This window comes from Variovorax sp. OV700 (assembly GCF_900099805.1).
Taxonomy (GTDB): domain Bacteria; phylum Pseudomonadota; class Gammaproteobacteria; order Burkholderiales; family Burkholderiaceae_C; genus Variovorax.
Genome location: NZ_FNDR01000001.1, coordinates 700,608 through 722,775 on the forward strand (window position 1 = coordinate 700,608; position 22,168 = coordinate 722,775).

Annotated in this window: 22 protein-coding genes and 2 pseudogenes; 10 read left to right on the plus strand and 14 right to left on the minus strand. The window is 64.7% G+C overall.

The features are described from left to right. The first annotated feature begins 29 nt into the window (after positions 1–29). Positions 30–407, plus strand: a pseudogene (locus tag BLR24_RS03245) (DUF3830 family protein). Between the two features lie 35 nt (positions 408–442). Here BLR24_RS03245 and BLR24_RS03250 read toward each other — a convergent pair. Then, complete coding sequence (locus BLR24_RS03250) at positions 443–1,957, minus strand: amidohydrolase family protein (protein WP_093012467.1); 1,515 nt, start codon at positions 1,955–1,957, stop codon at positions 443–445. A gap of 9 nt (positions 1,958–1,966) precedes the next feature. Between BLR24_RS03250 and BLR24_RS03255 the strand changes: the two genes are divergently transcribed. Further along, positions 1,967–2,500: a nucleoside deaminase gene (locus BLR24_RS03255; protein WP_175543155.1), complete on the plus strand. Its 534-nt coding sequence runs from the start codon at positions 1,967–1,969 to the stop codon at positions 2,498–2,500. A 71-nt stretch (positions 2,501–2,571) separates the two neighbouring features. On the opposite strand, the gene BLR24_RS03260 is transcribed toward BLR24_RS03255, so the two are convergent. Genes BLR24_RS03260 through BLR24_RS03270 form a run of 3 tightly spaced genes read right to left on the minus strand, consistent with a single transcriptional unit; the run spans position 2,572 to position 5,390 of the window. Then, positions 2,572–3,444, minus strand: a complete 873-nt coding sequence (locus tag BLR24_RS03260) for an ABC transporter permease (protein ID WP_093012470.1) — start codon at positions 3,442–3,444, stop codon at positions 2,572–2,574. Further along, positions 3,437–4,294 carry an ABC transporter permease gene (locus BLR24_RS03265; RefSeq protein WP_093012474.1) on the minus strand — a complete coding sequence of 286 codons (858 nt, stop codon included), beginning with the start codon at positions 4,292–4,294 and terminating at the stop codon, positions 3,437–3,439. The genes BLR24_RS03260 and BLR24_RS03265 overlap by 8 nt, the downstream gene beginning before the upstream one ends. Before the next feature lie 7 nt (positions 4,295–4,301). Continuing rightward, entirely contained in the window at positions 4,302–5,390 is a 1,089-nt protein-coding gene (locus tag BLR24_RS03270) for an ABC transporter ATP-binding protein (protein WP_093012477.1), read from the minus strand. Between the two features lie 272 nt (positions 5,391–5,662). Here BLR24_RS03270 and BLR24_RS03275 point away from each other — a divergent pair, with 272 nt between their 5' ends. From BLR24_RS03275 to BLR24_RS03285, 3 genes are read left to right on the plus strand one after another with little or no spacing between them, the layout of a single operon-like run. Further along, the gene (locus BLR24_RS03275) at positions 5,663–6,718 is read left to right on the plus strand and encodes an ABC transporter substrate-binding protein (RefSeq protein ID WP_175543156.1); all 1,056 of its coding nucleotides are present in this window, start codon (positions 5,663–5,665) and stop codon (positions 6,716–6,718) included. 35 nt (positions 6,719–6,753) lie between these two features. After that, positions 6,754–7,455, plus strand: a complete 702-nt coding sequence (locus BLR24_RS03280) for a maleate cis-trans isomerase family protein (protein WP_093012483.1) — start codon at positions 6,754–6,756, stop codon at positions 7,453–7,455. Between the two features lie 55 nt (positions 7,456–7,510). Beyond that, a complete protein-coding gene (locus BLR24_RS03285; protein ID WP_093012486.1) occupies positions 7,511–8,236 on the plus strand; it encodes a GntR family transcriptional regulator in 726 nt (241 codons plus the stop codon). 316 nt (positions 8,237–8,552) lie between these two features. Here BLR24_RS03285 and BLR24_RS03290 read toward each other — a convergent pair. From BLR24_RS03290 to BLR24_RS03310, 5 genes and pseudogenes are all read right to left on the minus strand, one after another. Next, positions 8,553–8,853: pseudogene (locus tag BLR24_RS03290) on the minus strand (TrbG/VirB9 family P-type conjugative transfer protein); the annotation flags it as partial. A 155-nt stretch (positions 8,854–9,008) separates the two neighbouring features. Further along, complete coding sequence (locus BLR24_RS03295) at positions 9,009–9,929, minus strand: LysR family transcriptional regulator (protein WP_093012824.1); 921 nt, start codon at positions 9,927–9,929, stop codon at positions 9,009–9,011. Between the two features lie 85 nt (positions 9,930–10,014). Next, positions 10,015–11,454, minus strand: coding sequence for an aldehyde dehydrogenase family protein (locus BLR24_RS03300; RefSeq protein WP_093012489.1), 1,440 nt, complete (start codon positions 11,452–11,454; stop codon positions 10,015–10,017). Next, on the minus strand, positions 11,451–12,431 hold the full coding sequence (locus BLR24_RS03305) for a Bug family tripartite tricarboxylate transporter substrate binding protein (RefSeq protein ID WP_093012492.1): 981 nt from the start codon (positions 12,429–12,431) through the stop codon (positions 11,451–11,453). Before BLR24_RS03305 ends, BLR24_RS03300 begins: the two co-directional genes overlap by 4 nt. A gap of 100 nt (positions 12,432–12,531) precedes the next feature. Beyond that, complete coding sequence (locus BLR24_RS03310) at positions 12,532–13,263, minus strand: iron-containing redox enzyme family protein (RefSeq protein ID WP_093012495.1); 732 nt, start codon at positions 13,261–13,263, stop codon at positions 12,532–12,534. 261 nt (positions 13,264–13,524) lie between these two features. Between BLR24_RS03310 and BLR24_RS03315 the strand changes: the two genes are divergently transcribed. Genes BLR24_RS03315 through BLR24_RS03335 form a run of 5 tightly spaced genes read left to right on the plus strand, consistent with a single transcriptional unit; the run spans position 13,525 to position 16,131 of the window. Continuing rightward, the gene (locus BLR24_RS03315; protein ID WP_093012827.1) at positions 13,525–13,830 is read left to right on the plus strand and encodes a 2Fe-2S iron-sulfur cluster-binding protein; all 306 of its coding nucleotides are present in this window, start codon (positions 13,525–13,527) and stop codon (positions 13,828–13,830) included. 19 nt (positions 13,831–13,849) lie between these two features. Continuing rightward, positions 13,850–14,176, plus strand: a complete 327-nt coding sequence (locus BLR24_RS03320; RefSeq protein WP_093012498.1) for a ferredoxin — start codon at positions 13,850–13,852, stop codon at positions 14,174–14,176. Next, positions 14,173–14,451: a 2Fe-2S iron-sulfur cluster-binding protein gene (locus BLR24_RS03325; protein WP_093012501.1), complete on the plus strand. Its 279-nt coding sequence runs from the start codon at positions 14,173–14,175 to the stop codon at positions 14,449–14,451. Before BLR24_RS03320 ends, BLR24_RS03325 begins: the two co-directional genes overlap by 4 nt. Positions 14,452–14,508: 57 nt before the next feature. Continuing rightward, positions 14,509–15,285: a ferredoxin--NADP reductase gene (locus tag BLR24_RS03330; RefSeq protein ID WP_093012504.1), complete on the plus strand. Its 777-nt coding sequence runs from the start codon at positions 14,509–14,511 to the stop codon at positions 15,283–15,285. A gap of 33 nt (positions 15,286–15,318) precedes the next feature. Next, on the plus strand, positions 15,319–16,131 hold the full coding sequence (locus BLR24_RS03335) for an alpha/beta fold hydrolase (protein ID WP_093012507.1): 813 nt from the start codon (positions 15,319–15,321) through the stop codon (positions 16,129–16,131). A gap of 448 nt (positions 16,132–16,579) precedes the next feature. Here BLR24_RS03335 and BLR24_RS03340 read toward each other — a convergent pair whose 3' ends face one another. From BLR24_RS03340 to BLR24_RS03360, 5 genes are read right to left on the minus strand one after another with little or no spacing between them, the layout of a single operon-like run. After that, a complete protein-coding gene (locus tag BLR24_RS03340) occupies positions 16,580–17,713 on the minus strand; it encodes an acyl-CoA dehydrogenase family protein (protein ID WP_093012510.1) in 1,134 nt (377 codons plus the stop codon). A gap of 10 nt (positions 17,714–17,723) precedes the next feature. After that, the gene (locus BLR24_RS03345) at positions 17,724–18,911 is read right to left on the minus strand and encodes an acyl-CoA dehydrogenase family protein (protein ID WP_093012513.1); all 1,188 of its coding nucleotides are present in this window, start codon (positions 18,909–18,911) and stop codon (positions 17,724–17,726) included. A gap of 6 nt (positions 18,912–18,917) precedes the next feature. Continuing rightward, entirely contained in the window at positions 18,918–20,102 is a 1,185-nt protein-coding gene (locus BLR24_RS03350; protein WP_093012516.1) for an acetyl-CoA C-acyltransferase, read from the minus strand. Between the two features lie 17 nt (positions 20,103–20,119). After that, complete coding sequence (locus BLR24_RS03355; protein WP_093012519.1) at positions 20,120–21,145, minus strand: Bug family tripartite tricarboxylate transporter substrate binding protein; 1,026 nt, start codon at positions 21,143–21,145, stop codon at positions 20,120–20,122. A gap of 36 nt (positions 21,146–21,181) precedes the next feature. Further along, on the minus strand, positions 21,182–22,159 hold the full coding sequence (locus tag BLR24_RS03360) for an NAD(P)H-dependent flavin oxidoreductase (RefSeq protein ID WP_093012522.1): 978 nt from the start codon (positions 22,157–22,159) through the stop codon (positions 21,182–21,184). Positions 22,160–22,168: the final 9 nt, after the last annotated feature.

The following is a 22,168-nucleotide window of genomic DNA, read 5'->3' on the forward strand; positions in this document are numbered from 1 at the left end:
GCGCCCTCCCCATCCCCGGCCGCCTCGCCATGCCCAGGCTCCTCATCACCGCCTCCAACTTGCAGTTCGTCGCGCGACCCATCCCGACGCACCGCAGAGGGTCGCAGCGTTCCCGCAGCTCTTGCCCTACCGGCAGCGCCTGATCCACGTCCGCTGTAGCGGCGAAGGCGTGTGGGTGCCGCTCGGGGACTGGAAGCTCGGCGCCGGCTTCGAGAATCACACCTCGCATCCGACGGTCGGCGACTTCCTCTTCTATCCTGGGGGCTACAGCGAGACCGAGATCATCCTCGCCTACGGCGCGTGCAGCTTTGCGAGCAAGATGTGACATCTCGCCGGGAACCACTTCACTGCGCGAACTGGGCCGGCGCGTGCTGTGGAACGGCGCGAGGAAGTCTGGTGAGATCTGAGGTGAATAGGTGAACAGGTGGAAGGGAACGGGAAGCTACGGCGTGCTTATGCGAGCAGCGTGCGTATCGGGGGCAATCGGCTCCTGAAGCGCGCGCAAATGGATGCGCTCCATTGCGGCCAGGATGGGCGCCATGTCAGCCTCGGCGGCTGCATAGCGAGGGAGCAAGTCCTTGAACTCGCTTTCAATTTCGGCGAGCAACGAGGCTTCGTCGATGCGCGTCAGTCGCCCGTCGCAGATCACCACCTCGCCGTCGACCATCGAAAAGTCAAGGCCGGCGCCCCGCTCTCCATAGACCAACTGGCGCACCGGGTCAATAAAAGGCGTGAACGTCACACTGTCGGTGCGGTAAGCCACCATGTCGGCGCAAGCGCCGACACGCAGTGCGCCGAGCCGATCACCGAAACCCAGCGCGCGGGCGCCGGCTACGGTGCCCGCATAGAGGGCCTCATGCGCGCTCAGCCAGCGCGAATGATCGTTGCCACGTATCTTCGAGAGTGCCGCTGCCGAGCCGAGCACGTTGAGCATGTTGACAGTCACGGTTGAGCAGGATCCGTCGGAGCCGAGGCTGACGTTCACGCCGGCATCCAGTAACTGCCGCACCGGCTGCACGCCAGAACCCAGCATCAGGTTGCTCCAGGGATTGTGCTGGGCGGTTGCTCCCGTGTTCGCCAGGATCTCGATCTCCCGAGGATTCAGCCAGACCGCGTGAATAAGGCTCGTCGTCGGTTTGAGGAATCCGATGCGGTCTAGGTACTCCACCATCGTGCAGCCGTAGAAATGCTGACCTGTCACTACCTGCAGCCGGGTCTCCTGCACATGAGTAATGACGGGCAGTGCGAGCCGGTCCGCTAGCGCCCTCAGTCGCAACAAGAAGCTTTCTGTGCAGCGTTGCGGCGCCGAAGCCGAAACAAGCACACCGACCCGCGCCTCATGGGGATGGCGGCGACGCACCATGTCCTCGACCAGCGCTACGCAATCGTCGGGTCGCGGACGGGCTGCGTTGCGTAACTCCTGCGCCAATTTCGGCGGCACAAGACTCTCGACAAACGGAAAGTTGTCGATGACCGGTTTGTCCATCATGGCGAATCCGACAAGTGCGCGTATGCCGCTGTCGTCATACGCCTGCATGCAGGCCTCGATACGCTCGCGCTCGATGGCGCCGCCCAGCGCCATGTCGTCAACCAGCGTGGTGCAACCGGTGCGCAGCGACTCGATCGCGCCAAGCATCGTTCGCAGATAGGCCTGCCGAGGTGTCAGGGCCACAGGTAGCCGCGTGCGCACCAGGTGCATCCACAGCTCCAGCGGAAGGTTCTCCGCGCGGCCGCGCTGGAAGTGCTCATGCGAGTGTTGGTGCCCATTGACCAGCCCGGGCACCAGTAGGCGCTTCTTCAGGTCGATGACTGTGGCCTCGCAGGCCAGAGTTCCCGCCGGTTCGATCGCTTCGATGAGGCCGTTGTCCACGAGAATGTCGAGCGTACGCGGATCGAGTTCATGGCGCGATCCCACCAGCACTCGCGCATTCTTCAGAAGGGTGCGTTTCTTGCTCATGAAGTTGTTTTGACCGAGTTGAAAGTGAATGACATGAACGTTTGTCTGCCCTCTTCGCCAGCAACGCAGGACCAGAGCGCGGTCGACATCCACTGGATGCGTGCGGCCATCGAGCAGGCCTCAGAAGCCTATGACCGCGGCGACTGGCCAACAGGCGCCGTACTCGTCAAAGACGGCCAATGGCTGTCGGCGGGCCAAAACCGGCAGAACACCCAGGGGGACGTGACGGCACACGCGGAGACCGACGCCGTGCAGTCGGCCTACCGCGCGCACGGCCCCAGCGCGACCGTTGGCTCCACGCTCTACTGCACGATGGAGCCCTGCCCCATGTGCGCAGGTGCGCTGAAGTTGGCAGGCGTCCGTACCGTGGTACTGGCCCTTCGTCACGCCACCCTGCGGCGGACCGACTTGGGCCGCTACAGCCTCGAAGACTTCTGCGACATGACTGGATTTGACATCGAGTTGCGCGATGGTGTCCTTGAATCTGACTATCTCGCCCTGCGACTGCGTTGGGGTGGTGACCAGGTGGCACTGAAGACCTGACGCAGAGCGGCAACCGAAAGCCGGGCTGTGCGCCGCGGGCCTTGACACAAACGAAGGTAAGGCCATGGCGCCTACTTCACATGACGCGAAATGCCCGCCAGCCGCTCCATCACCACCATCAGCACTACCGTGGCGGCCACCAGCACGCCCGACACGGCGGCGGCGCGCACGTCAAGGCTGCCTTCGATGATGTGCCACATACGGAGGGGCAACACCTCGCTGCGTGCGTCCGAGAGGAAAAGCGACACGGTCACGTTATCGAACGAATACATGAAGCCGATGAAGGCCCCCGCCGCAATGCCCGGCGCGATAAGAGGCAGGGTAACGGTACGGAAGGCATGCAACCGTGAAGCCCCGAGCGCGCCGGCGCATTCGAGCAGGCTGCCATCGAGCTGACTCAGGCTAGCCGCCGTGGTACGCAGGATGTAAGGCGCGGTGATCGCCATATGGCCGATCACTAGAGTGCCGAAGGACAGACCGCTGCCCGCCAAGTTGAACAGCATCAGCAAGGACAGCCCTATGGCAAGCGTGGGCAGCATGAGCGGCGACAGGAACACTGCCTCCACCGTGCGCGCCCACGCCTCGCGACGGCGTGCCAGTGCAAGCGCCGCCGCGACCGCCAGCACAATCGAAAGCACGGTGGCTGTACCGGCGAGCTTGAGCGACAGCAGGAAGGCCTCGATCAGTTCGGGGGAGTCATTCCACAGCGCTTCGTACCAGCGCCAGGAATAGCCGGGCGGCGGGAACTTGAGCGAATAACCACTGGTGAACGAAGTCACGACGACGATCGCCGTCGGTGCGACCAACAGGATCGCGGCGATAGCGCCGAGAAGTCCGATCAGCGTCTGGAAGGACAGGCGCTCCAGCGCGCGACCCCGACTAGCCCGAGCAACGGAGGTGGCCGGCGCGGAGCCGGCGGATTTCAGCTTTGCGGGGTCAGACATAGACGAATCCTTTGCTGCGACGGCCAAACGTATTCACGAGGCAAACCACCGCCATCACACTGACCAGCAGGAGCATCGCGATGGCAGCGGCGAAGGGATAGTTGCCGGCCTCGATCGCCTGCTGATACATGAACGAAGGCATGTAGACCTGCTGGCCGCCGCCTACCAGCGCCTGCGTCACGAAGGCGCTTACGCTCGCGGCGAAAACCAACAGCCCACCTGCAAGCAGCCCTGGCACAGAAAGCGGCAAGGTGATCTGCCAGAAGGTGCGCCAGTAGCCGGCACCCAGCGCACGGGAGGCCTGGGTCAGGTTCCCATCCAGGTTCGCGAGCGCGGTAATAAGCGGCAGTACCATCAGCGGCAGCTCGATCTGCGCCAAGGCGACGACGACGGCGCCCGGCGTATAGAGCAGCTTCAGTGGCTCGGCGATCCAGCCCAGTTCCAAGAGCGCACTGTTGACGATCCCCTGGCGACCGAGGATCACCACCCAAGCGAAGGTGCGCACAACAGAGCTGGTGAGCAGCGGCAGCAGTACCACCAGCAGCAGTGCGCCCTGCCAGCGCCGCGGCGTTTGGCTGTACAGCAGGGCCAGCGGAAAGCCCAGCACCAGAGCCAGCAGCGTGGCTCGCAAGCCCAGCCACATGGTGTTGCCCAGCACCGCCAGGTTGAAGCCGTCGCTGAGGAACTTCAGGTATTGGCCGACCCCGGCATCTCGCAGATCCGGGTCGTTGTGGAAGCTGACGAACGCCAGCAGGAGCAGCGGCGCGAGGACGAATGCCAGGAAAAAAAGAGCCAGTGGCGCGGCGAGCGCCAGAGGCGCAGCAAGGCGGGAATTGGATGCAGTACTCATCACGGGCTCAGGCGGCAAAGACGCTGGTCGGCGAGCCAGGACGCAGGCGCAGTCCGACTACCTCACCGGCGACATAGCGGGTCGATCCCACTGTTCGGGGTTGCGTCACCTTCACCGCGTCGCCGGAGGCTAGACGCAACTCGTAGACCAGAGACGGTCCAAGAGGAAGCACCATTTCCACTTTGGCCGACAGCGCATCTTCGCCCGGTGTGCCCATGGCCAGGTGTTCAGGTCGTGTCGCCAGCACTACTGCCCCGACCTGAGAGCACGGTGCCGCTGAGCCGAGCGACAGCCGTCCGCCGTCGCGCGCATCGACCGCGTATCCGGAGCCGTCCTGCAGCAGCCGGCCGGCTACTAGGTTCGCCGTACCAACGAAATTAGCGACGAACAGGGAACAGGGACGGTCGTAGATCGCCTCTGGCGTATCGAACTGTTCGACCCGTCCGGCATTCATCACTGCAATGCGGTCGGCCATCGACATGGCTTCCTCCTGGTCGTGGGTGACCAGAACAGTTGTAATGCCGAGCTCGCGCTGAATGCGCTTGATCTCAATCTGCATATCCAACCGGAGATTTTTGTCGAGTGCACCGAAGGGCTCGTCCAATAGCAAGACCTTGGGCTTCACCGCAAGCGTTCGCGCAAGCGCAACGCGCTGCTGCTGTCCGCCGGACAATTCGCGCGGGAAGCGACTGCCGAAGCGACCCATTTGCACGAGATCCAACATCTGCGCGGCCGTGTCACGTGCCGCTGCGGCGTTGATGCGCCGTGCGCGCAGTCCATAGGCGACATTGGCCGCCACAGTCATGTGCGGGAATAAGGCGTAGTTCTGGAACACAATGCCAGCGCCGCGCTCATTGGTCGGGAGAGCATCAACCTTTTCGCCGCCGATCACGACGGAGCCGCCCGTCTGGCGCGTCAATCCCGCCACAACCCGCAACAAAGTTGTTTTGCCGCAGCCGCTCGGCCCCAGCAGCGCTACCAGCTCCCCTGCTTGTATCCCGAGGGAAACGGACTCCACGGCAATCGCGCCGCCATACTGGTGATGAACGTGGTCGAGTTCGATCGAGACGCCGGACCCACTTTTTGAGAAAAGCATGCAGAGAACTCCAGTCGCCGCATAGGGTCGCGGCTTTCGAAGAGTGACTCAAGATTCATGCCAGAAAATACAAGTGCACTCTGTATTGCACACAAGTTAGCATAGAGCTGGATACACCACAATGGTGTTTATGTGCACAATAACTGACCTTGATGTACCAAAATGGGGCGGATGGGTGGCGCAGGTCCGAGATTAATTGGATACGAGCCTGGCACAAACTTTGCGCCTTTGGAGACACAGTTGCCGATCTACTCTTGTCAAAAGGATTCTCAATGCACCCCTCTCTCCTCTCCCGCCGCAGCCTCCTGAGAAGTGCAGGGCTCGGCGCGGCCTACCTCGCAGCCCCGTTGTGCATTGCGCATGCGCAGGGCAAAAACATTGCATCGACCACCCCCCCGGGGGCGTGGGAGGCGGCCCATCGCAGCATCCTTCTGCCAGCTTTTTCGCGCGCGACGGGCGGATCGGTAAGCCTTGTCGCCTCACAGCCCCTTGATACGCTTTCAAAGGTAATTGCTTCCAAGGCGAACCCTCCCTTTGACGTGATCATGCTGGACGAGGGCCCCTACCTCGCCGCGCTGTCGCAGGACATCTTCGAGAAGATACCTGTCGACAAGGTGCCGAACCTGGCGGAAGTGCCTTCACGGCTTGTCGACCCGCGCGGCCTTGGTGTGTTCGTCTCAGGTCAGATTATCGGAATTGCCTACAACACGGACAAGATCAAGACGCCGCCCAAGTCCTGGAGTGACCTGTTGAAACCGGAATTCAAAGGCCGAATCGGCCTCGCCAGCATGGGTTCGACCCTAGTGTCAGCCTGGATGGTCGAGATCGCCCGACTCAACGGCGGAAGCGAAGAGAACATGGAGCCGGCTTTCCAATTTGTGAAAAAGCTGCTGCCCAACGTAGGGGCCATCGCCAGTAGCCCCGGTGCGCTCGCGACGCTTTTCCAGCAGGGACAAATCGACATCGCAGTCCACTACAACAACAACGTCGGCGATCTGCAAGCCAAGGGTGTACCCATCGCACTAACTCGTCCCGACACGGGATGGATCCACATCAAGAGCTCGATGCACATCGTAAAGAACAGCCGCAACCCAGACTTGGCCGCCGCTTATATCAACGCCGCGCTCAGCCCGGAAGTACAGACCAAGATGGCGGCAGAGCCGTATTTCGTTGTACCAGTCAGCAAGAAGGCCGTACTCAGCCCTGGCCTTCAGGCATACGCTAAGACCGTAGAGGAGATCGAGAAGATGAGCCGTGTCGATTGGGCCAAGCTCAATCCACGCCGTGGCGAGTACATCGAGCGATTCAACCGCGAGGTGAAAGTGTGAGCATTGAGGCAGAACCCAAGCGCGTGCTACTTGGAATGCTCACGCCGTCATCCAACACGGCACTCGAGCCCATCACATCGGCCATGCTTGCAGGCCTGTCGGAGGTGTCGGCGCATTTCGCGCGGTTCCGAGTGACGGAAATTTCGCTGCGCGACCAGGCCTTGGGCCAGTTTGACGAGACGCCTATTTTGGAGGCCGCCCGCCTGCTGGCGGATGCCCGTGTGGACGTCATTGCGTGGAACGGCACCTCGTCGGGGTGGCTTGGCTTCGAACGGGACGAGGCCTTGTGCGCACGCATCACGCATGAAACCGGAATTCCGGCCTGCACCTCCGTGCTGGCGCTTAACGAGGCCATGCGGTTGGCGGGCCACACCCGCTTCGGTCTGCTTTCACCCTACCTGTCGGATGTGCAGCAGCTCATCGTGGAAAATTATCGGAGGTCAGCGTTCGCATGCACTACTGAACGGCATCTCGGCCTCAGCGTCAACTTTGAGTTCTCTGAGGTCACGGCGGGTCAGATCGAAAGCATGGCCCGCCAGGCAGCCGCCTCAGGGGAGCCTGAATGTCTCACCACCTTCTGTACCAACCTGCGAGCCGCGCCTCTGGTGCCGGCATTGGAGGAATCGCTTGGCCTGCCGGTCTACGACACCGTGGCGACCGCCGTCTGGAAATCGCTACGTATCGCAGGCGTGGATACCCGCCGTGTCAAGGGCTGGGGTAGCCTCTTTAAGCTCTAACAATTGTCGGGCAGGCAGTTTGCTTATATTAGTGCCCGAATTCCAACCCAGCGTCATGGCGACAACATCCTCCAGCACCCTTACCGAGTCCGTCACCAAGCAAAGCGCATCGAAAGCGGACATCTACGAACGCATCTACGACGCAATCGTCGAACATCGACTGGCTCCCGGCACCAAGCTTGCCGAAGAGCGCGTCGCCGAACTGTTCTCAGTGAGCCGCACCCAGGTACGGGGTGTCCTGCAGCGCCTAGCGGTAGAACAGCTCGTGACCCTGGTTCCCAACCGCGGAGCGTTCGTCACTCGGCCGACCGTGGAGGAGGCGCGCGACGTGCTTGCAGTTCGGCGAACCCTCGAACCGGCAATCGTTACCCGGCTGATCCAAAAAATCCGCGATGGCAAAGCGGCCGGAGCGCTGAAGGAGCTGCGCAGCATAGTCAAGCGGGAGAAACAAGCACACGTTTCCGGCGACCGACGTGCAGCCGTGCGCTTGTCCGGGGAATTTCACGTCATGCTCGCTCAGCTTTCAGGCAGCAGCATTCTTACTCGCATGATGCGCGAGCTGACCCCACTCACCTGCCTCGCGATCCTCACCTACGAGGTACCGACAGGTGCCGCTTGCCTCGACCATGAGCATGTACTTCTGCTCGATGCCATCGAAAGCGGCGACGATGCTGCTGCTGTTGCGCTGGCGGTCGAACACTTACACCACATAGAGCGCTCCCTCAATCTTCGCGAGGAAGAGGAGCAGCAGGTCGATCTTGCCGAAGTTCTGTTGGGCTAAGCCCGGTCCCACTGTTCTCTAACGCTGTTCGCCTAGACTGAACGGTTGGCGTCCTACGCCCACCGGCGAACTCACGCTTGGGCATCTGTACCGCGTGTCCCAGCCTCTTTTTGTCCCCTGGTCTCGCAGATCAGAAGAACGATGCGTTCGCGTTCCAAAAAAAGCAAATAGGACATCACTTTGGATACAAAGCGGCATGTCAACGAAGAAGTTTCACGCTGCGAGGCAGCAGCACGATTTTTCCGAGCGTGCTTCCGCCGTCGAGCAGCTCGTGCGCATGCCGCGCTTCTGCAAGAAAAAAATGGGCTTTGGCGCAATCCACCGGGGCCGCTACTTGCGCCTCCCTCGCCTGCTTCTGCAACGCCAGCATCAGGTCCTTCGGATAATCCCAGGACACAGACGCCATCCAGGCCTGCGGCGTCGAGGACAGCTCAAGCAGGTAGGTGCGCCGATTCGTGGTGATGGCCAGGTTCGTCTTCAGACCCACGCGCGCGGGTTTCACAACACGTGGATCCGCTGGTTCGGACCGCTGCCGCTGACCGCGTCGCCGGCCGAACCGCCACCAGTTCCTCACCCTCCTGCAGCGCGACAACGGTCACACGGCCCGGACTCGTGTAGTTGGGGGCATTACAACTCAGATGCCTGCGCACTCGTCGTCTGGAAGATCGGCCGGGGTGCGGTAGTCGATTCTGAGGATCGTCGTGCGGCGCTGCGTCTACACGCCGACGCGTTTGAAGCTGATGGGCTTGCCGCGCCGCCAAGCATTGAACCTCTATTTGTTCGCCTTGCCGACGCTCAGTATCCTTCGAATCTCGTCCGCCACAAGGTCCACGAGCGCATGCGTTGCAGCGCTCAGAGGCTTGCGCCGGTCACTGACGCGAACCACATGGCGCACGATGCGCGGCGAGAGAATCGGGCATACGGCCAGTGTGCCCTCGTTGACCGCGCGCTGCACCACGATGCGCGGCAGGATGGTCGCGAAGCGCGTTTCCTCGACGAGCCGCACGATGGTGCTCAGCACGTCTACCTCGAATTTGGGTGCAAGCACAATGCCCTCTTGTCGAGCCGCCGCTTCCAACACGCCGCGCAGCCCGTGACGGCGCGTGGGCAGGATCAGGTCCAGACCGAGTTCGGCCAGTCGCGCAAGGCGCACATTGGCAGGCAGGCGCGGGCCGTGTTGCACGCTCGTTACGAGCAGCATGTCTTCCTCGGCGAGCGATTCCGTGGCCAGCGACAGCTTGGCCCGCGGCTCATTGATGATCGCGACGTCGAGTTGTCCGCTCGTTACCCAATCGATCAGCATGGCACTGTAGCCGACGGATACCGTGACCTCCACATGCGGATAGGCTTCGTTGAACCGCGACAGCGCGTCGGCCAGCACGCTCTCGGCCACCGAGGAAATGAGCCCCAGCGAGACGTGGCCGGTCACGGCCTCGCTGCGCTGCGCAAGTTGCTCGCGCGCATTGTCGATGTTGCGCACGATCGGCAGAAACAGCCGGTACATCAGGCGTCCGTGCGCGGTGGGCGACATGCCTCGGCGTTTGCGCTCGAACAAGGGCTGCCCCAGCTCTTCCTCCAGCTTCGCGATCTGCATGCTCAGCGTCGGCTGGACGACGTCCAGCCGCTTGGCGGCCTGCGTCATCGAGCCGTCTTCGAACAGCGCAAGGAAGTACTGGATTTGCCTCAGGTCCACGATGGCCTTCTTGGAAATTGCCCCGCTGACCGGGCTCGCAAGGGAGGGCAATTGTAGAAGGCGGGTGGCACGCTGCGATGCGGGCTCAGGCCGTGCCGACCTGCTGATAGATGTGCTTGATCTCCTGGAAGTCGATCAGCGCATCGTACCCATGCAGCCGGCCAACCCCGCTGCGCCGATAGCCACCCGTCTCGGCTTCTGCGAAGAGCTTGTTGTGGTCGTTGATCCAGACCGTACCGTTGCGCAATGCGCGCGCCACCCGCATGGCACGCGCGCCGTCGCGCGTCCAGACGCTGGCCGACAAGCCGTACTCCGAGTGGTTGGCGCGGGCGATGGCCTCGCGTTCGTCCTCGAAGCGTTCCAGTACCAGCAGCGGGCCGAAGATTTCCTCTTGCACGAAGAAGGCATGCGTATCACGATGCGCGACGAGGGAAGGGTGGACGAAGTTTACGTCGCGCCGCCCGCGCAGCAGCACCGCATCGGCCGCCTCCAGCGCGTCGTCGATGCGCTGGCTAACTTGTTGGGCGGCGTGCGCGTCGATCAGCGGGCCGATCTGCGCACCCGGCGTCAGCCCCGGTCCCACGCGCTGCGCAGCCAGTGCTTCGGTCAGCGCCTTTTGCATGGCACTGTAGTGGTGTGCATGGACGAGCACGCGCCGCGCTGCTGTGCACTGCTGGCCGCTGATGATGGTCGCAGCCATGGCAATCGCACCGGCCGTCTTCTCGACGTCGGCATCCTCGAACACCAGGCAGGCCGACTTGCCGCCCAACTCCAGGGACAGCTTCTTCATGGTGGGCGCCGCCGCAGCCATGATGCGCTGACCGGTGGCGTTGGAGCCTGTGAAGCTCAGCACATCCACCTGCGCGCTCTCGGTCAGGTACTGCGCGACCGCATGACCGTCTTCGCTCACCAGATTGACCACGCCGGGCGGCAGACCCTCGCAGGTATGCAGCGCCTCTATCACCCGCGCGGTGATCAACGCCGTCTGGGGCGCCGGCTTGATCACCGCAGTACAGCCCGCTGCCAGCGCGGGGGTCAGCGAGCGAATCAGCAGCACCACCGGCGCATTCCACGGCACGATGATGCCGGCCACACCGGCGGGCTCTTTCAGCAACGTGGAATACGCACCAGGCTCCACCTCGAACACATGGCCCGGCATGTAGCGCGTCAAGCCTGCGTAGTAGCGGATCTCCGACACGGCACCGGCGATCTCGCCGCGCGACTGCGCCAGCACTTTGCCGTTCTCGCGCGTGAGCAGTACGGCCAGGACTTCGGCTTGAGCTTCCAGGCGATCGGCCCAGCGCAACATCACCATCTGGCGCAGCCGCGGGTCGTGCGCCCACTGTGGCTGCTCGAACGCGCGGCGCGCGGCGGCCACGGCGGCTTCGGCGTCACTGCGCTGCGATGCGGCGTGGCGCCCGAGCGGGGTGCCATCGGACGGGTCGTTGCGCTCGCCCCATGCGTCGTAAGCCGCTGGCTGCCAGCGACCGTCGATGAGGTTGAGAGCGTCTTGTTGGATGGTCATGCTGCGGTGATGTGGTTTTGTTGAATAACGCGCTTCCACAGCGACTTCTGGCTTTCGATGAAGCGGTGGAATTGGGCGGGCGTGCCGCCGTCGGGCACCACGCCCTGCTGGGCGAAGATTTTCCTGACGTCGGCCATTTCGAGAATGCTGTTCATTTCGCGATTGAGCTTGTCGACCACCGGCTTCGGTGTTCCTGCGGGCACCACGATGCCGTGCCAGGACGACACCTCGTAGCCCGCGACGCCGGCCTCCGCTGCAGTGGGAATCTCCGGCATCAGCGGCGAACGCTGCGCGCCGGCAATGGCCAACGGGCGCACCTTGCCGGACTGGATGAACGGCAGCGCGTTGGGCAGGAGGTCCATCGCCACCGCCACCTGGCCACCGGCCAAGTCAGTCAACATCGGCGTGCTGCCCTTGTAGGGAATCTGGTCCATGCGGATGCCAGCCAGGTTCTCGAACAGCACCATGGCCAAGTGGTTCGATGAACCCGGGCCCGAGGTGCCGTAGTTGATGGCGCCGGGCTTCGCCTTGGCGGCCACCAGCACGTCGGCCGCGCTCCGATAGGGACTTCCCGCGTGAGCGACCAGCACCATCGGCGATCGCCCCGCCAGGATCACCGGGTCGAAGGCCTTGTCGCTGTCGTAAGGGAGCTTGTAGAGCCACGGGTTGGCCGCAAACGGAAACTGCACTACCAGCAGTGTGTAGCCGTCCGGCAGCGACGTGGCCACGGCCTGCGTGCCGATGGCCGTGCCGGCACCGGGCTTGTTGTCGACCACGGCAGACTGCTTCCACGCCGCGGTGAGGTGCACGCCGACAATGCGCCCCAGCGTGTCGTTGAAGCCGCCCGCGGGGTACGGCACCACGATGCGCAGCGGCTTGACCGGATAGCCACCGGCCGCATCGGACTGCGCCCAGAGCGCGGGCGCGAACGCGCTGCCGAGCAAGGCGGCGGTGGCGCCGCGGCGTGATACCGGCATGGTTTGTCTCCTTCATCGGGGAACGCGCGGGCGCTCGTCGAACGCCCGGCTCTCTAATCGGGCAGCGGCACATCGGCTAAGCCCGCAGCGCATTGGCCGCTCAGTCGGCCAGCGCGAGCGCTTCCTGCGCCAAGTCTTTCTCGACGTACTCGCGGAAAAGCTCCGCGGTGTACAGCAGCCGCATCTGCGCACCCACTTCGCAGGCCTTCAGGCAGGCTGCCTGGAGTTCGGGCGTGTCGGCATGTTCGACCACGATCTGGTAGCCGCGCTCGCCGTGGATCTCATCGGACACGATGTGCAGATCGAAGAATTCGACCTCTTCGTCCGTGAACTTGTACTGCTCGCGCAGCGTGGGCGCCTGCTTGCGGTAGATGGACGGCACCTGCGATTCGAGTCCCACGACGATGCCGGCCACCGCGATGATCGGGTTCTCGCGCATCGACATCGAATAGCACCAGCTTTGCAGGCCGCGTGTGGAGGGCAGCATGTTGTCGGGGTCGGTCACGCGAGCACGCGACGAACCGCAGGCTTCGGCAAAGCGGATCAGCAGGTCGGTGTGGCGGTCACCGCCGATCTCCTCCTCGTACATGTTCGCCAGCATGAAGTCCTTAACTTCGATCAGGTGCGCCGGCGTGCGCGAGTAGATGAAGCCCAGATAGTCCGCGAACGGGCCCACGTAGTGGTAGTGGTTCTCGGCCCAGCGCGCCAGGTGCTTGCGCGACAGCCGACCCGCGGCCCAGGCCATGCTGAAGGGCGATTTGTTAGCGCTCTTTCCGCGCACCGTTTCCTCCAGCGCGTGGCGGAAGTCTTCTTTGCTCATCAATGCCGTCATGGGTTGTTCCTTCGTTGGTATGAACACGGTCCGCGGCAGCTGCGAGGCGCGCGGCACAAGGCCCCTGGAGGGGATGGCGTGATCCTACGTATGCGCGATGCAAAACCGCAATTCATATCAATTTTATTGATCCCTTTCATTGGCAGTCGTGATGTTGTTTGACGCGGCAGCGGCTTCGCTTGGACATTAGCCACCAAGCATCCGGCCTGGGAGGACCATGGCCGATTCGCCCCTCCACCGGGAACCATGGAACAAGTGCTCATGCCCAAAGTTGTGATCAGGAAAGACGGCCAGTGCTTCGAGGGCGAGGTGCGGCCGAACACCAACCTTGTCGTACGCGCCGGCATCAAGCAATTTCCTTTTCCGCACCTCAACTACGGCTGCGGCATGGGCAAGTGCTCCAAGTGCATGTGCAAGGTGCTGCATGGCGGCGAACACCTGGCCGCGCCCAACTGGAAAGAGCAGAAGCAGCTGGGCGACCAGCTCGACGCGGGCTTCCGGCTTGCCTGCCAGCTCTGGATCCACCACGACATCGAATTGAGCCAGGACGAGACAGCGCTCGCCTGACACTCTCTTCAATACACACATGCCAAACGCATACGTCATCCTCACGAACAAGGACGGCCAGTTCCGCACGGAGCTGTGCGACGGCCTTCACCCCGTCGAGAGCCACGATTACTTCTTCTACGGCCAGCGGCGCGCGCGTTTCGTCATTGCCGAGCTTGAACGGCCGGTGAAGGTCGCGATCGTGGACGAGGGCGACCCGCCCACGCGCAACCTCGTTCCCTCCAAATTTCTTCCGCGGTTCGACACGCTCGAAGCCGCGCGCGAGGAGCTCGCGCAGTTGGTCAACTTCGGCCATCTGGACGTGCGCCTCGTGCATGTCGACGCGCAGGAGGCCGGCCGCGCATGATCAGCGTCACCTTCATCACCAATGCCAACAAGGTGCTGACCGCGCCGGAAAACAGCAACCTGCTGCGCGTGTCGCTGCGCGGGCAAGGCGGCATTCCTTTCAAGTGCGGCGGCGGCTTGTGCGGCACCTGCAAATGCCGCATCGAGAGCGGCCTCGAGTACACCGACGCGGTCAAGCAGAAGGAGCGCAAGCACCTTTCGGAAGCGGATTTCGAACAAGGCTTTCGCATGGCGTGCCAGACCTTCGTGAACGGGGACGTCAGCGTCTCCTGGTAATTCCCATTCAGGCACCGACGCACCTTCACCGCGCCGACAACATCGAGCATCTATCCCATGACGGACCCCGACAATTTCCTTGTGCGCGTGCTGGCGCGCACCCCCATCGCCACGGACACGCTGGCTTTCTTCCTGGAGCGCCCTGCCGGCTTCGACTTCGAGGCGGGCCAGTTCGTCAGCCTCCAGCTGCCGGATTTCGATGCGCCGGAGGACGGCTCGGACGACGGCGAGCGCATGCTGTCGATCGCCAGCGCCCCCCATGATCCGCACCTCATGGTTGCGATGCGCATGCGCGATACGGCATTCAAGCGCCACTTCTCGCAATGCGCCCTCGGTGCCGACGGCGCCCTCGTGAGCCTGAGTCCGGCCATGGGCGATTTCGTGTTGCCTGAAGACCCGCACCAACCCCTTGTGATGCTCGCCGGCGGCATCGGCATCACGCCGTTTTACAGCATGCTGCGCCACCTGCAGCACCAGGCCGCCAGCGGCAAGGCAGTGCCGCCGGTCACACTGCTCTACGGCAACCGCACGCACGCGCTCGCAGCCTGGCGTAGCGAGTTCGCGCAGCTGTGCGCCGACCTGCCGCGGCTGCGCGTTCTGCACGTGATTGCCGAGGACGAAGGCGCGCCGCCGCCATCGCGCGGCCAGGACGCACACGTCTGGCACGCCGGCATGATCGATGCCGCGCTCATCCAGCAGGAAGTGCCCGACTGGCAGGCCTGCCGCTACTACATCGTCGGCCCCACCGCCATGGTCGCGGCCATGCAGGACTGCCTCGATGCCTGCGGCGTGCCGCCCGAACAGGTGGCGATCGAGTTCTTCGCCGGCTACTGATCCCATTTTTTTCAAGTGCCCACGATTTCTCCCATGCAAATCACCACGCAGACCATCGCCCTCCCCTCCGGGGCCGGCAGCATCCAGGTGCATTGCCACGGCGACGCCCGCGCGCCCGTCGTGTACATGGCGCACTCCATCCTCTCAAGCAGCGCCATGTGGTCCACGCAGGCGCAGCTGCTGGCCTCGCGCGGCTGGCACGTGGTATGCGCGGACACGCGCGGCCATGGCGGCTCCGTGGCCCACCAGGCGCCCTCCTCCATGCAGCATCTGGTGGCCGACACCGTCGCGGTGCTCAATGCACTCGGCATCGCGAAGGCGCACTACGTCGGACTTTCGTTGGGTGGCATGAGCGGCTTCGGCCTGGCGCTCGCGCATTCCGACAGGCTGGCGAGCCTGTGCCTCTGCGATGCGCGTGCCGACACCCCACCGGAGGCGTCCGCACCCTGGAACGAGCGCATCGCCATCGCCGAGCGCGAAGGCTGCGCGGCGCTCGCGCGGCCCACCCTCGAACGCTGGTTCGGCCGCGACTTTCTCGATGCCCACCCCGACACCGCGCAGCGCTTGCTCCAAGTCGCTGCGTCGACATCGGTGGACGGATTCGTCGGATGCGCGCGCGCGATCCAGGGACTGGACTTCCTGGCCCGGGTGTCGGAGATCGCGTTGCCCACCACACTGATCGTCGGCGCGAACGACGGGGTGCTGCCGCAAGCGATGACCGAGATACAGCGGCGCATCGCGGGCTCCGTCCTCGAAGTCATTGCGCAGGCGGGGCACCTGCCCAATATCGACCAACCTGCGGCATTTGACGCCGCGCTGTTGCGGCACTTGGGCGCGCCCGCGTAAAGGCCGAGGCCTTGAGGTCGTGCGCCGACCGTGCCTTGCGCCGAAGCGGGGCATCCGATTCAAGAACCGCGACGCGTTCCCACGCCCGCACCCGTGAAAGATTGTCATCCTCGTGATTCCAAAGGATGGATTGGGCAAAACGCGTCGTCTCCGTACGATTTGCCGGGTAGCCACGGCATGCCATCCACCGGCGTGCGTTGCAGAATCGCAAGAAAGACGGAGACAAGTTCGCATGACCATCTTTCTCGGCATTCGTGCTGGCCAGCACAGCCACCAGGCCTGCGCGGAACGGCGCGAAGTCGACTTGTTGACCGCTGATGCGACTAGGTCCAGCTGCCGGCCGGGCGGCCGAGAAGCTGCCGCTCAACCGCGCGGATGAAGACGCTAAGCTCGAAAAATCGGTCGTAGGACATGGCCGCAGCCTAGCGCACGCGCCAAGGCGCAGCCCTCACGCGCGGCCGAGCAATATGTAGCGCGCCAGGTGATGGTCTTCGTCGCCCAGCATGTGATTGGTCAGCACCAGGCCCTTGGCCAGGTGAGACAGCGGCAGCTCCCAGGTCATACCGATGCCGCCATGCATCTGGATGCACTCCTCGGCCACGCGCGTTCCGACGCGGCCGGTGGTCGCCTTGGCGGCCGACAGCGCTCGCTCGCGCGTGGCGCGGTCGGCCGATTGCAGCGCGTTGGCCGCGTTGATGACGGCTGAGCGCGCCTGCTCGATACCCAGCCACAGATCCACCATGCGGTGTTGCAGCGCCTGGTTGCTGCCGATCGGCTGTCCAAACTGCTTACGGGTGCGCAGGTAGTCGAGCGTGAGTTGCTTGGCGGACTCCATCGCGCCCAATGCCTGTGCGCTCAGCGCCAGCACGCCGGCGCCCACGGCGCCTTCGATGGTCGCAAAGGCTTGGCCTTCGGTGCCGACCAGCGCATCGGCCGGCAGATGCACGCCTTCCAACGCGATATCCGCGCCCCGGCCACCATCGGCCAGGGGGTAGCCGCGCAGCGTGATGCCCGGAGTTGCGGCGGGCAGCACGAACAGGCTGATGCCCGTGGGGTCGTCGCCGCAGCCCGATGAGCGGGCCGAAACGATGAAAAAGTCGGCCTGCTCCGCATGGCGCACCACGCATTTCAGGCCGTCGAGCTGCCAGCCACCATCGGTCGGCCGCGCACGCGTCGTCACGTGCGAAGCCTCGTAGCGGGCCTCGGGATCGGCGTGCGCAAGAACGGCCAGCGTGCTGCCGGCCACGATGTCGCGCCGCAGCGCACGCTGCACATCCGTTTTCGCTTCGGCCAGCACCGCAGCGGCCATCAGCGCAGCGAGCAAGGGCTCCAGCACCATCGCGCCGCCCAGCGCCTCGAACACCAGTGCGATGTCGAAGCCGCTGCCGCCCAGGCCACCGTCGGCCTCGGCGAAGAGCGCCCCGAGCGCCCCCAGATCGACGAGATGCCGCCACATTTCCATGCTGTGCCCCTCGCCCGATTGCGCAATGCGCTGGCGCTGCGCGAAGTCGTAGTGCTGCGACAGCAGGCGTCGCAGCGCATCGTCCAGCATGCGCCGTTCGTCGGTCGGTTCGAAGTTCATGCGGCGTCCTTCATAGCCCCAGCACCGTCTTGGCGATGATGTTGCGCTGGATCTCGTTAGAGCCCCCGAAGATCGAGAGCTTGCGGTTGTTCAGGTACTGCGCGGCCGCGCTCACCGATTCGGCGGGCGCGCCGGCCAAGGCTTCGGCATCGCCGAGGTGCGGCAGTGCATGCAGGCCGACCGCGCGGCGCACGAGCGCGGCGAGTTCCTGGCGGATCTCGCTGCCGAGCAGCTTCAGCGCCGAGCTTTCCACGCCCGGGCTCCCGCCGTTGGCCACAGCGGCCGTCACGCGCAGGTTGGTCGTCTTGAGGTTTTCGAGGTCGATCTCCACGCGCGCCATGCGCGCCGCGAAGGCCGGGTCGCGGTCCAGCGGCTGGCCGCCGCTCGTGACCTTGGCCGCCACGGTCTTCAGTCGCCGCAAGGCAGCGACCGAGAAGCCTATGCCCGCGTTGCGTTCGTGCGTGAGCAGGTATTTGGCGCAGGTCCAGCCATCGTTCTCTTCGCCGACGAGGTTGTGCGCCGGCACTCGCACGTCGGTGAAGAAGACCTCGTTCACCTCGTGCTCGCCGTCCAGCGTGACGATGGGCCGCACCTCGACGCCCGGCGAGCGCATGTCGATCAGCAGGAAGCTGATGCCCTGCTGACGGCGCGCGTCCTTGGAAGTCCGCACGAGGCAGAAGATCATGTCGGCGTGCTGCGCGAGCGTGGTCCAGGTTTTCTGGCCGTTGACGATGTAGTGCGCGCCCGCTGCATCGTGCCCGCGCACCGCCGACGTCTTCAGCGCCGCCAGGTCGGAGCCCGCGCCGGGTTCCGAGTAGCCCTGGCACCACCAGTCCGAGCCATCGAGGATGCGCGGCAGCCAGTGGCGCTGTTGCGCCTCGGTGCCGTAGCGAATCAGCACTGGTCCGAGCATGAGGAGCCCGAAAGGCACGATACGCGGCGCGTCTGCCAGCGCGCATTCGTATTCGAAGATGAAGCGTTGCACCGCATTCCAGCCGGCTCCGCCGTGCTCGCGCGGCCAGTGCCCCGCGAGCCAGCCACGCGATTGCAGGATGGCATGCCACTGCTGCATCTCGTCCTTGCGAAGCGTGCGGCCCTCGGCCACCCGCCGGCGCAGCGCCGGTGGCAGGCGCTCGGCCAGGAAAGCGCGGACTTCCGCGCGGAAGGCCTCTTCTTCAGGTGTGAAGTTCAGGTTCATGCGGGTCTAGCGAAAAATCTCGAACAGGCCGGCCACGCCCATGCCGCCAGAGACGCACATCGTGACCACCGCATAGCGCGCACCGCGGCGGCGCCCTTCGATGAGCACGTGACCTGCAAGGCGCGCACCAGTCACGCCGTAGGGATGGCCGATGGAGATGGCGCCGCCGTCGACGTTCAAGCGCTCGTCCGGAATGCCCAGGCGCTGCTGGCAATAGAGCGACTGCGAGGCGAAGGCCTCATTCAGTTCCCACAGGTCGATGTCGTCGACCGTGAGACCGTGGCGCGCCAGCAGCTTGGGCACCGCGAACACCGGCCCGATGCCCATCTCGTCGGGCTCGCAGCCCGCCACGGCCAGGCCGCGAAAGGCCCCCAGCGGCGCGAAGCCGGCGCGCTCGGCATCGCGCGCTTCCATCAGTACGCAGGCGGCCGCGCCGTCGGACATCTGCGAGGCATTGCCCGCGGTGACGAAGCGCTCGGGCCCATTCACCGGCTGCAGCCGCGCCAGCGCCTCGTAGGTGGTGCCGTGCCTGTTGCAGTTGTCCGCGTCGATCGTCGCCTCGCGGTGTGACACCGCGCCGGTGGCCTTGTCCTGCACGGCCATGGTGGCGGTGACAGCGACGATCTCCTCGCGGTATCGGCCCGCGCGCTGTGCGGCCTCGGTTTTTTGCTGACTCTGGGTCGCAAAGCGGTCTTGCGCCTCGCGCGTGATGCCGTAGCGTGCGGCCACGATGTCGGCCGTCTCGATCATCGAGATGAAAAGTCCGGGCTGCTGCGCGAGCAGCCACGGATCAGCATCGCCGGGCCCCGGACCGCGCGGCGCAATGCGCGAGATGCTTTCGACCCCGCCGGCCACGACGACCGACATGCCGTCCACCACGATGCTGCCCGCCGCCATCGCAATGGCCTGCAGCCCCGAAGCGCAATAGCGGTTGATGGTGGCACCGCCGACGCCCACCGGAAAACCGGCGCGCAAGGCCGCCTGCCGCGCGACGTTACGGCCGGTGGTACCTTCGGGAAAACCGCAGCCCAGGATCAGGTCTTCGATGCGTTCCGGGTCGATGCCCGCGCGGTCCACGGCGGCGCGCACCGCATGCGCAGCGAGCTCAGGGCCGGGCGTGATGTTGAACTCGCCGCGGAAGGACTTGGCCAGCGGCGTGCGGGCGGTGGAAACGATGACTGCTTCGCGCATGGTTGCCTTCTCTTTAACTATTCGAGCGTGATGCCGCCGATGCTGCGGATCAGCTGGCCCCAGACCACGCCATCCTGCTGCACCGTCTTTGCAAAATTGGCCGCCGAGGGGTCGCCGATGTCGTAGCCGATCTGCGCGAGTGCTGTGCGCATGTCGTCGGTTTTCATCACGTCCGCGAAATCCTTCACCAGCGCCGCGACGAGCGGCTTGGGCATGTTCGCGGGCCCGAAGATGCCGAGCCACCCAACCAGCGGACCGAGCGTCGGATATCCGGCTTCGGGGAAGGTCGGGATGGTCGGGAACGACGCCACGCGGTGCGTGCCGGTGATGGCCAGCCCGCGCAGGCGGCTCCCGGGCGGCAGGAAGGCGGCGGCCGACCCAACATCGCACACAACCGCGCTCAGCTGTCCCCCGATCAGGTCGTTGATGGCTGACGCGCAGCCTTTGTAGGGCACATGGACCATGGTCATGCCCGAGGCGTGCTTGAAGGCCTCGCCGATCAGGTGGCCGAGCGATCCGTTGCCGTAGGAGCCGTAGCTCATGGTGTTCGGGCTGTTCTTGGCCGCAGCCACGAACTCGGCCACGGTCTTGGCCGGATTGTCGGAGTTGACCAGCATCACCAGCGGCGTGACGCCGATCTGCGCGATCGGCGTGAGGTCCCTGGTCGCGTCGTACGGCAGCTTCTTCATCAGGTGCGGCAGCACGGTGATGGTGGAGCCCGCCGCCAGGATGAGCGAGCTGCCGTCGGGCGCGGAGCGCACGATGTTGTCCACGCCGAGTACGCCCGAGGCACCGGGCCGGTTCTCCACGATCACGGGCTGGCCAAGCACAGGCGCCATGCGGGTCGCCAGCCGGCGCGCGATGGTATCGATGCCGCCGCCGGGCGGCACGGTGACGACGATGCGCGCGGGCTTGGTCAGCGTGGAGGCACCGGGGGTGGCGGGGGCGCCCTGCGCCCAGGCCACCGCCTGCAGCGATACCGCGGCGGCGACGCACAAGGCAGCCCGCAACGCGGCCCGCGTCCAGAAAGTATTGGTCTTCATTTTTTTGTCTCCTGCTGTTGATTCGATGGATGCGGCTCAGGTGGCGATGGCCTGACGGCCCAGCATCTGGCCGAGCGCTGCGTCGTATTCCGCGGCCAGCCGGTCGACCAGTACGGCGGCCGGCACCACACGGTCGATGGCGCCGATACCCTGGCCGCAGCCCCAGACGTCCTTCCAAGCCTTGGGCTTCATGCGGCCCGAGCCGACATTCATGCTGCTGGGGTCTCCGCCAGCCAGGTTGTCGGGGTCAAGTCCGGCCGCGACGATCGAGGGACGCAGGTAGTTTCCATGAACGCCGGTGAAAAGGCTGGTGTGCACCACGTCGCGCGCCGCGCTGTCGACGATCATCTGCTTGTAGGCGGCCGCGGCGTTGGCCTCCTCGGTGGCGATGAAGGCCGAGCCCATGTAGGCCAGGTCGGCGCCCATCGCGCGCGCCGCCAGGATCGAACGGCCGCTGGCGATGGCCCCCGACAGCACGAGCGGGCCGTCGAACCATTGCCGTATTTCCTGCACCAGTGCAAAGGGCGACTGCGTGCCCGCATGCCCCCCCGCGCCCGCCGCCACGGCAATCAGCCCATCGGCGCCCTTCTCGATCGCCTTGCGCGCGAACGCGTTGTCGATGACGTCGTGCAGCACGATGCCGCCATAGGCGTGGATGGCGTCGTTCACTTCGGGCCGCGCGCCCAGTGAGGTGATGACGATCGGCACCTTGAAGCGCGCGCACACCTCCAGGTCGTGCTGCAGCCGGTCGTTCGAGCGGTGCACGATCTGGTTCACGGCAAAGGGTGCGCTGGGCCGCTCAGGATGCGCGCGGTCGTGCACCGCAAGCGCGTCGGTGATACGCTGCAGCCAGTTCGCGAGTTCTTCCTTGGGTCGTGCGTTGAGCGCCGGGAACGATCCGACGATGCCCGCCTTGCATTGCGCGATGACGAGTTCGGGCGTCGAGATGATGAACAGCGGCGAGGCGATCAGCGGCAGCCGAAGCCGTTGTGAAAGAACCTGTGGAAGCGCCATGCGAAGACT

Coding starts and splice junctions, on each gene's coding strand:
- BLR24_RS03310 (WP_093012495.1), bottom strand. CDS start 13,263: ATGACGGCATTGATGAGCAAAGAAGACTTCCGCCACGCGCTGGAGGAA.
- BLR24_RS03305 (WP_093012492.1), bottom strand. CDS start 12,431: ATGCCGGTATCACGCCGCGGCGCCACCGCCGCCTTGCTCGGCAGCGCG.
- BLR24_RS03335 (WP_093012507.1), top strand. CDS start 15,319: ATGCAAATCACCACGCAGACCATCGCCCTCCCCTCCGGGGCCGGCAGC.
- BLR24_RS03275 (WP_175543156.1), top strand. CDS start 5,663: ATGCACCCCTCTCTCCTCTCCCGCCGCAGCCTCCTGAGAAGTGCAGGG.
- BLR24_RS03320 (WP_093012498.1), top strand. CDS start 13,850: ATGCCAAACGCATACGTCATCCTCACGAACAAGGACGGCCAGTTCCGC.
- BLR24_RS03330 (WP_093012504.1), top strand. CDS start 14,509: ATGACGGACCCCGACAATTTCCTTGTGCGCGTGCTGGCGCGCACCCCC.
- BLR24_RS03325 (WP_093012501.1), top strand. CDS start 14,173: ATGATCAGCGTCACCTTCATCACCAATGCCAACAAGGTGCTGACCGCG.
- BLR24_RS03315 (WP_093012827.1), top strand. CDS start 13,525: ATGCCCAAAGTTGTGATCAGGAAAGACGGCCAGTGCTTCGAGGGCGAG.
- BLR24_RS03350 (WP_093012516.1), bottom strand. CDS start 20,102: ATGCGCGAAGCAGTCATCGTTTCCACCGCCCGCACGCCGCTGGCCAAG.
- BLR24_RS03355 (WP_093012519.1), bottom strand. CDS start 21,145: ATGAAGACCAATACTTTCTGGACGCGGGCCGCGTTGCGGGCTGCCTTG.
- BLR24_RS03360 (WP_093012522.1), bottom strand. CDS start 22,159: ATGGCGCTTCCACAGGTTCTTTCACAACGGCTTCGGCTGCCGCTGATC.
- BLR24_RS03345 (WP_093012513.1), bottom strand. CDS start 18,911: ATGAACCTGAACTTCACACCTGAAGAAGAGGCCTTCCGCGCGGAAGTC.
- BLR24_RS03265 (WP_093012474.1), bottom strand. CDS start 4,294: ATGAGTACTGCATCCAATTCCCGCCTTGCTGCGCCTCTGGCGCTCGCC.
- BLR24_RS03250 (WP_093012467.1), bottom strand. CDS start 1,957: ATGAGCAAGAAACGCACCCTTCTGAAGAATGCGCGAGTGCTGGTGGGA.
- BLR24_RS03300 (WP_093012489.1), bottom strand. CDS start 11,454: ATGACCATCCAACAAGACGCTCTCAACCTCATCGACGGTCGCTGGCAG.
- BLR24_RS03340 (WP_093012510.1), bottom strand. CDS start 17,713: ATGAACTTCGAACCGACCGACGAACGGCGCATGCTGGACGATGCGCTG.
- BLR24_RS03260 (WP_093012470.1), bottom strand. CDS start 3,444: ATGTCTGACCCCGCAAAGCTGAAATCCGCCGGCTCCGCGCCGGCCACC.
- BLR24_RS03285 (WP_093012486.1), top strand. CDS start 7,511: ATGGCGACAACATCCTCCAGCACCCTTACCGAGTCCGTCACCAAGCAA.
- BLR24_RS03270 (WP_093012477.1), bottom strand. CDS start 5,390: ATGCTTTTCTCAAAAAGTGGGTCCGGCGTCTCGATCGAACTCGACCAC.
- BLR24_RS03280 (WP_093012483.1), top strand. CDS start 6,754: ATGCTCACGCCGTCATCCAACACGGCACTCGAGCCCATCACATCGGCC.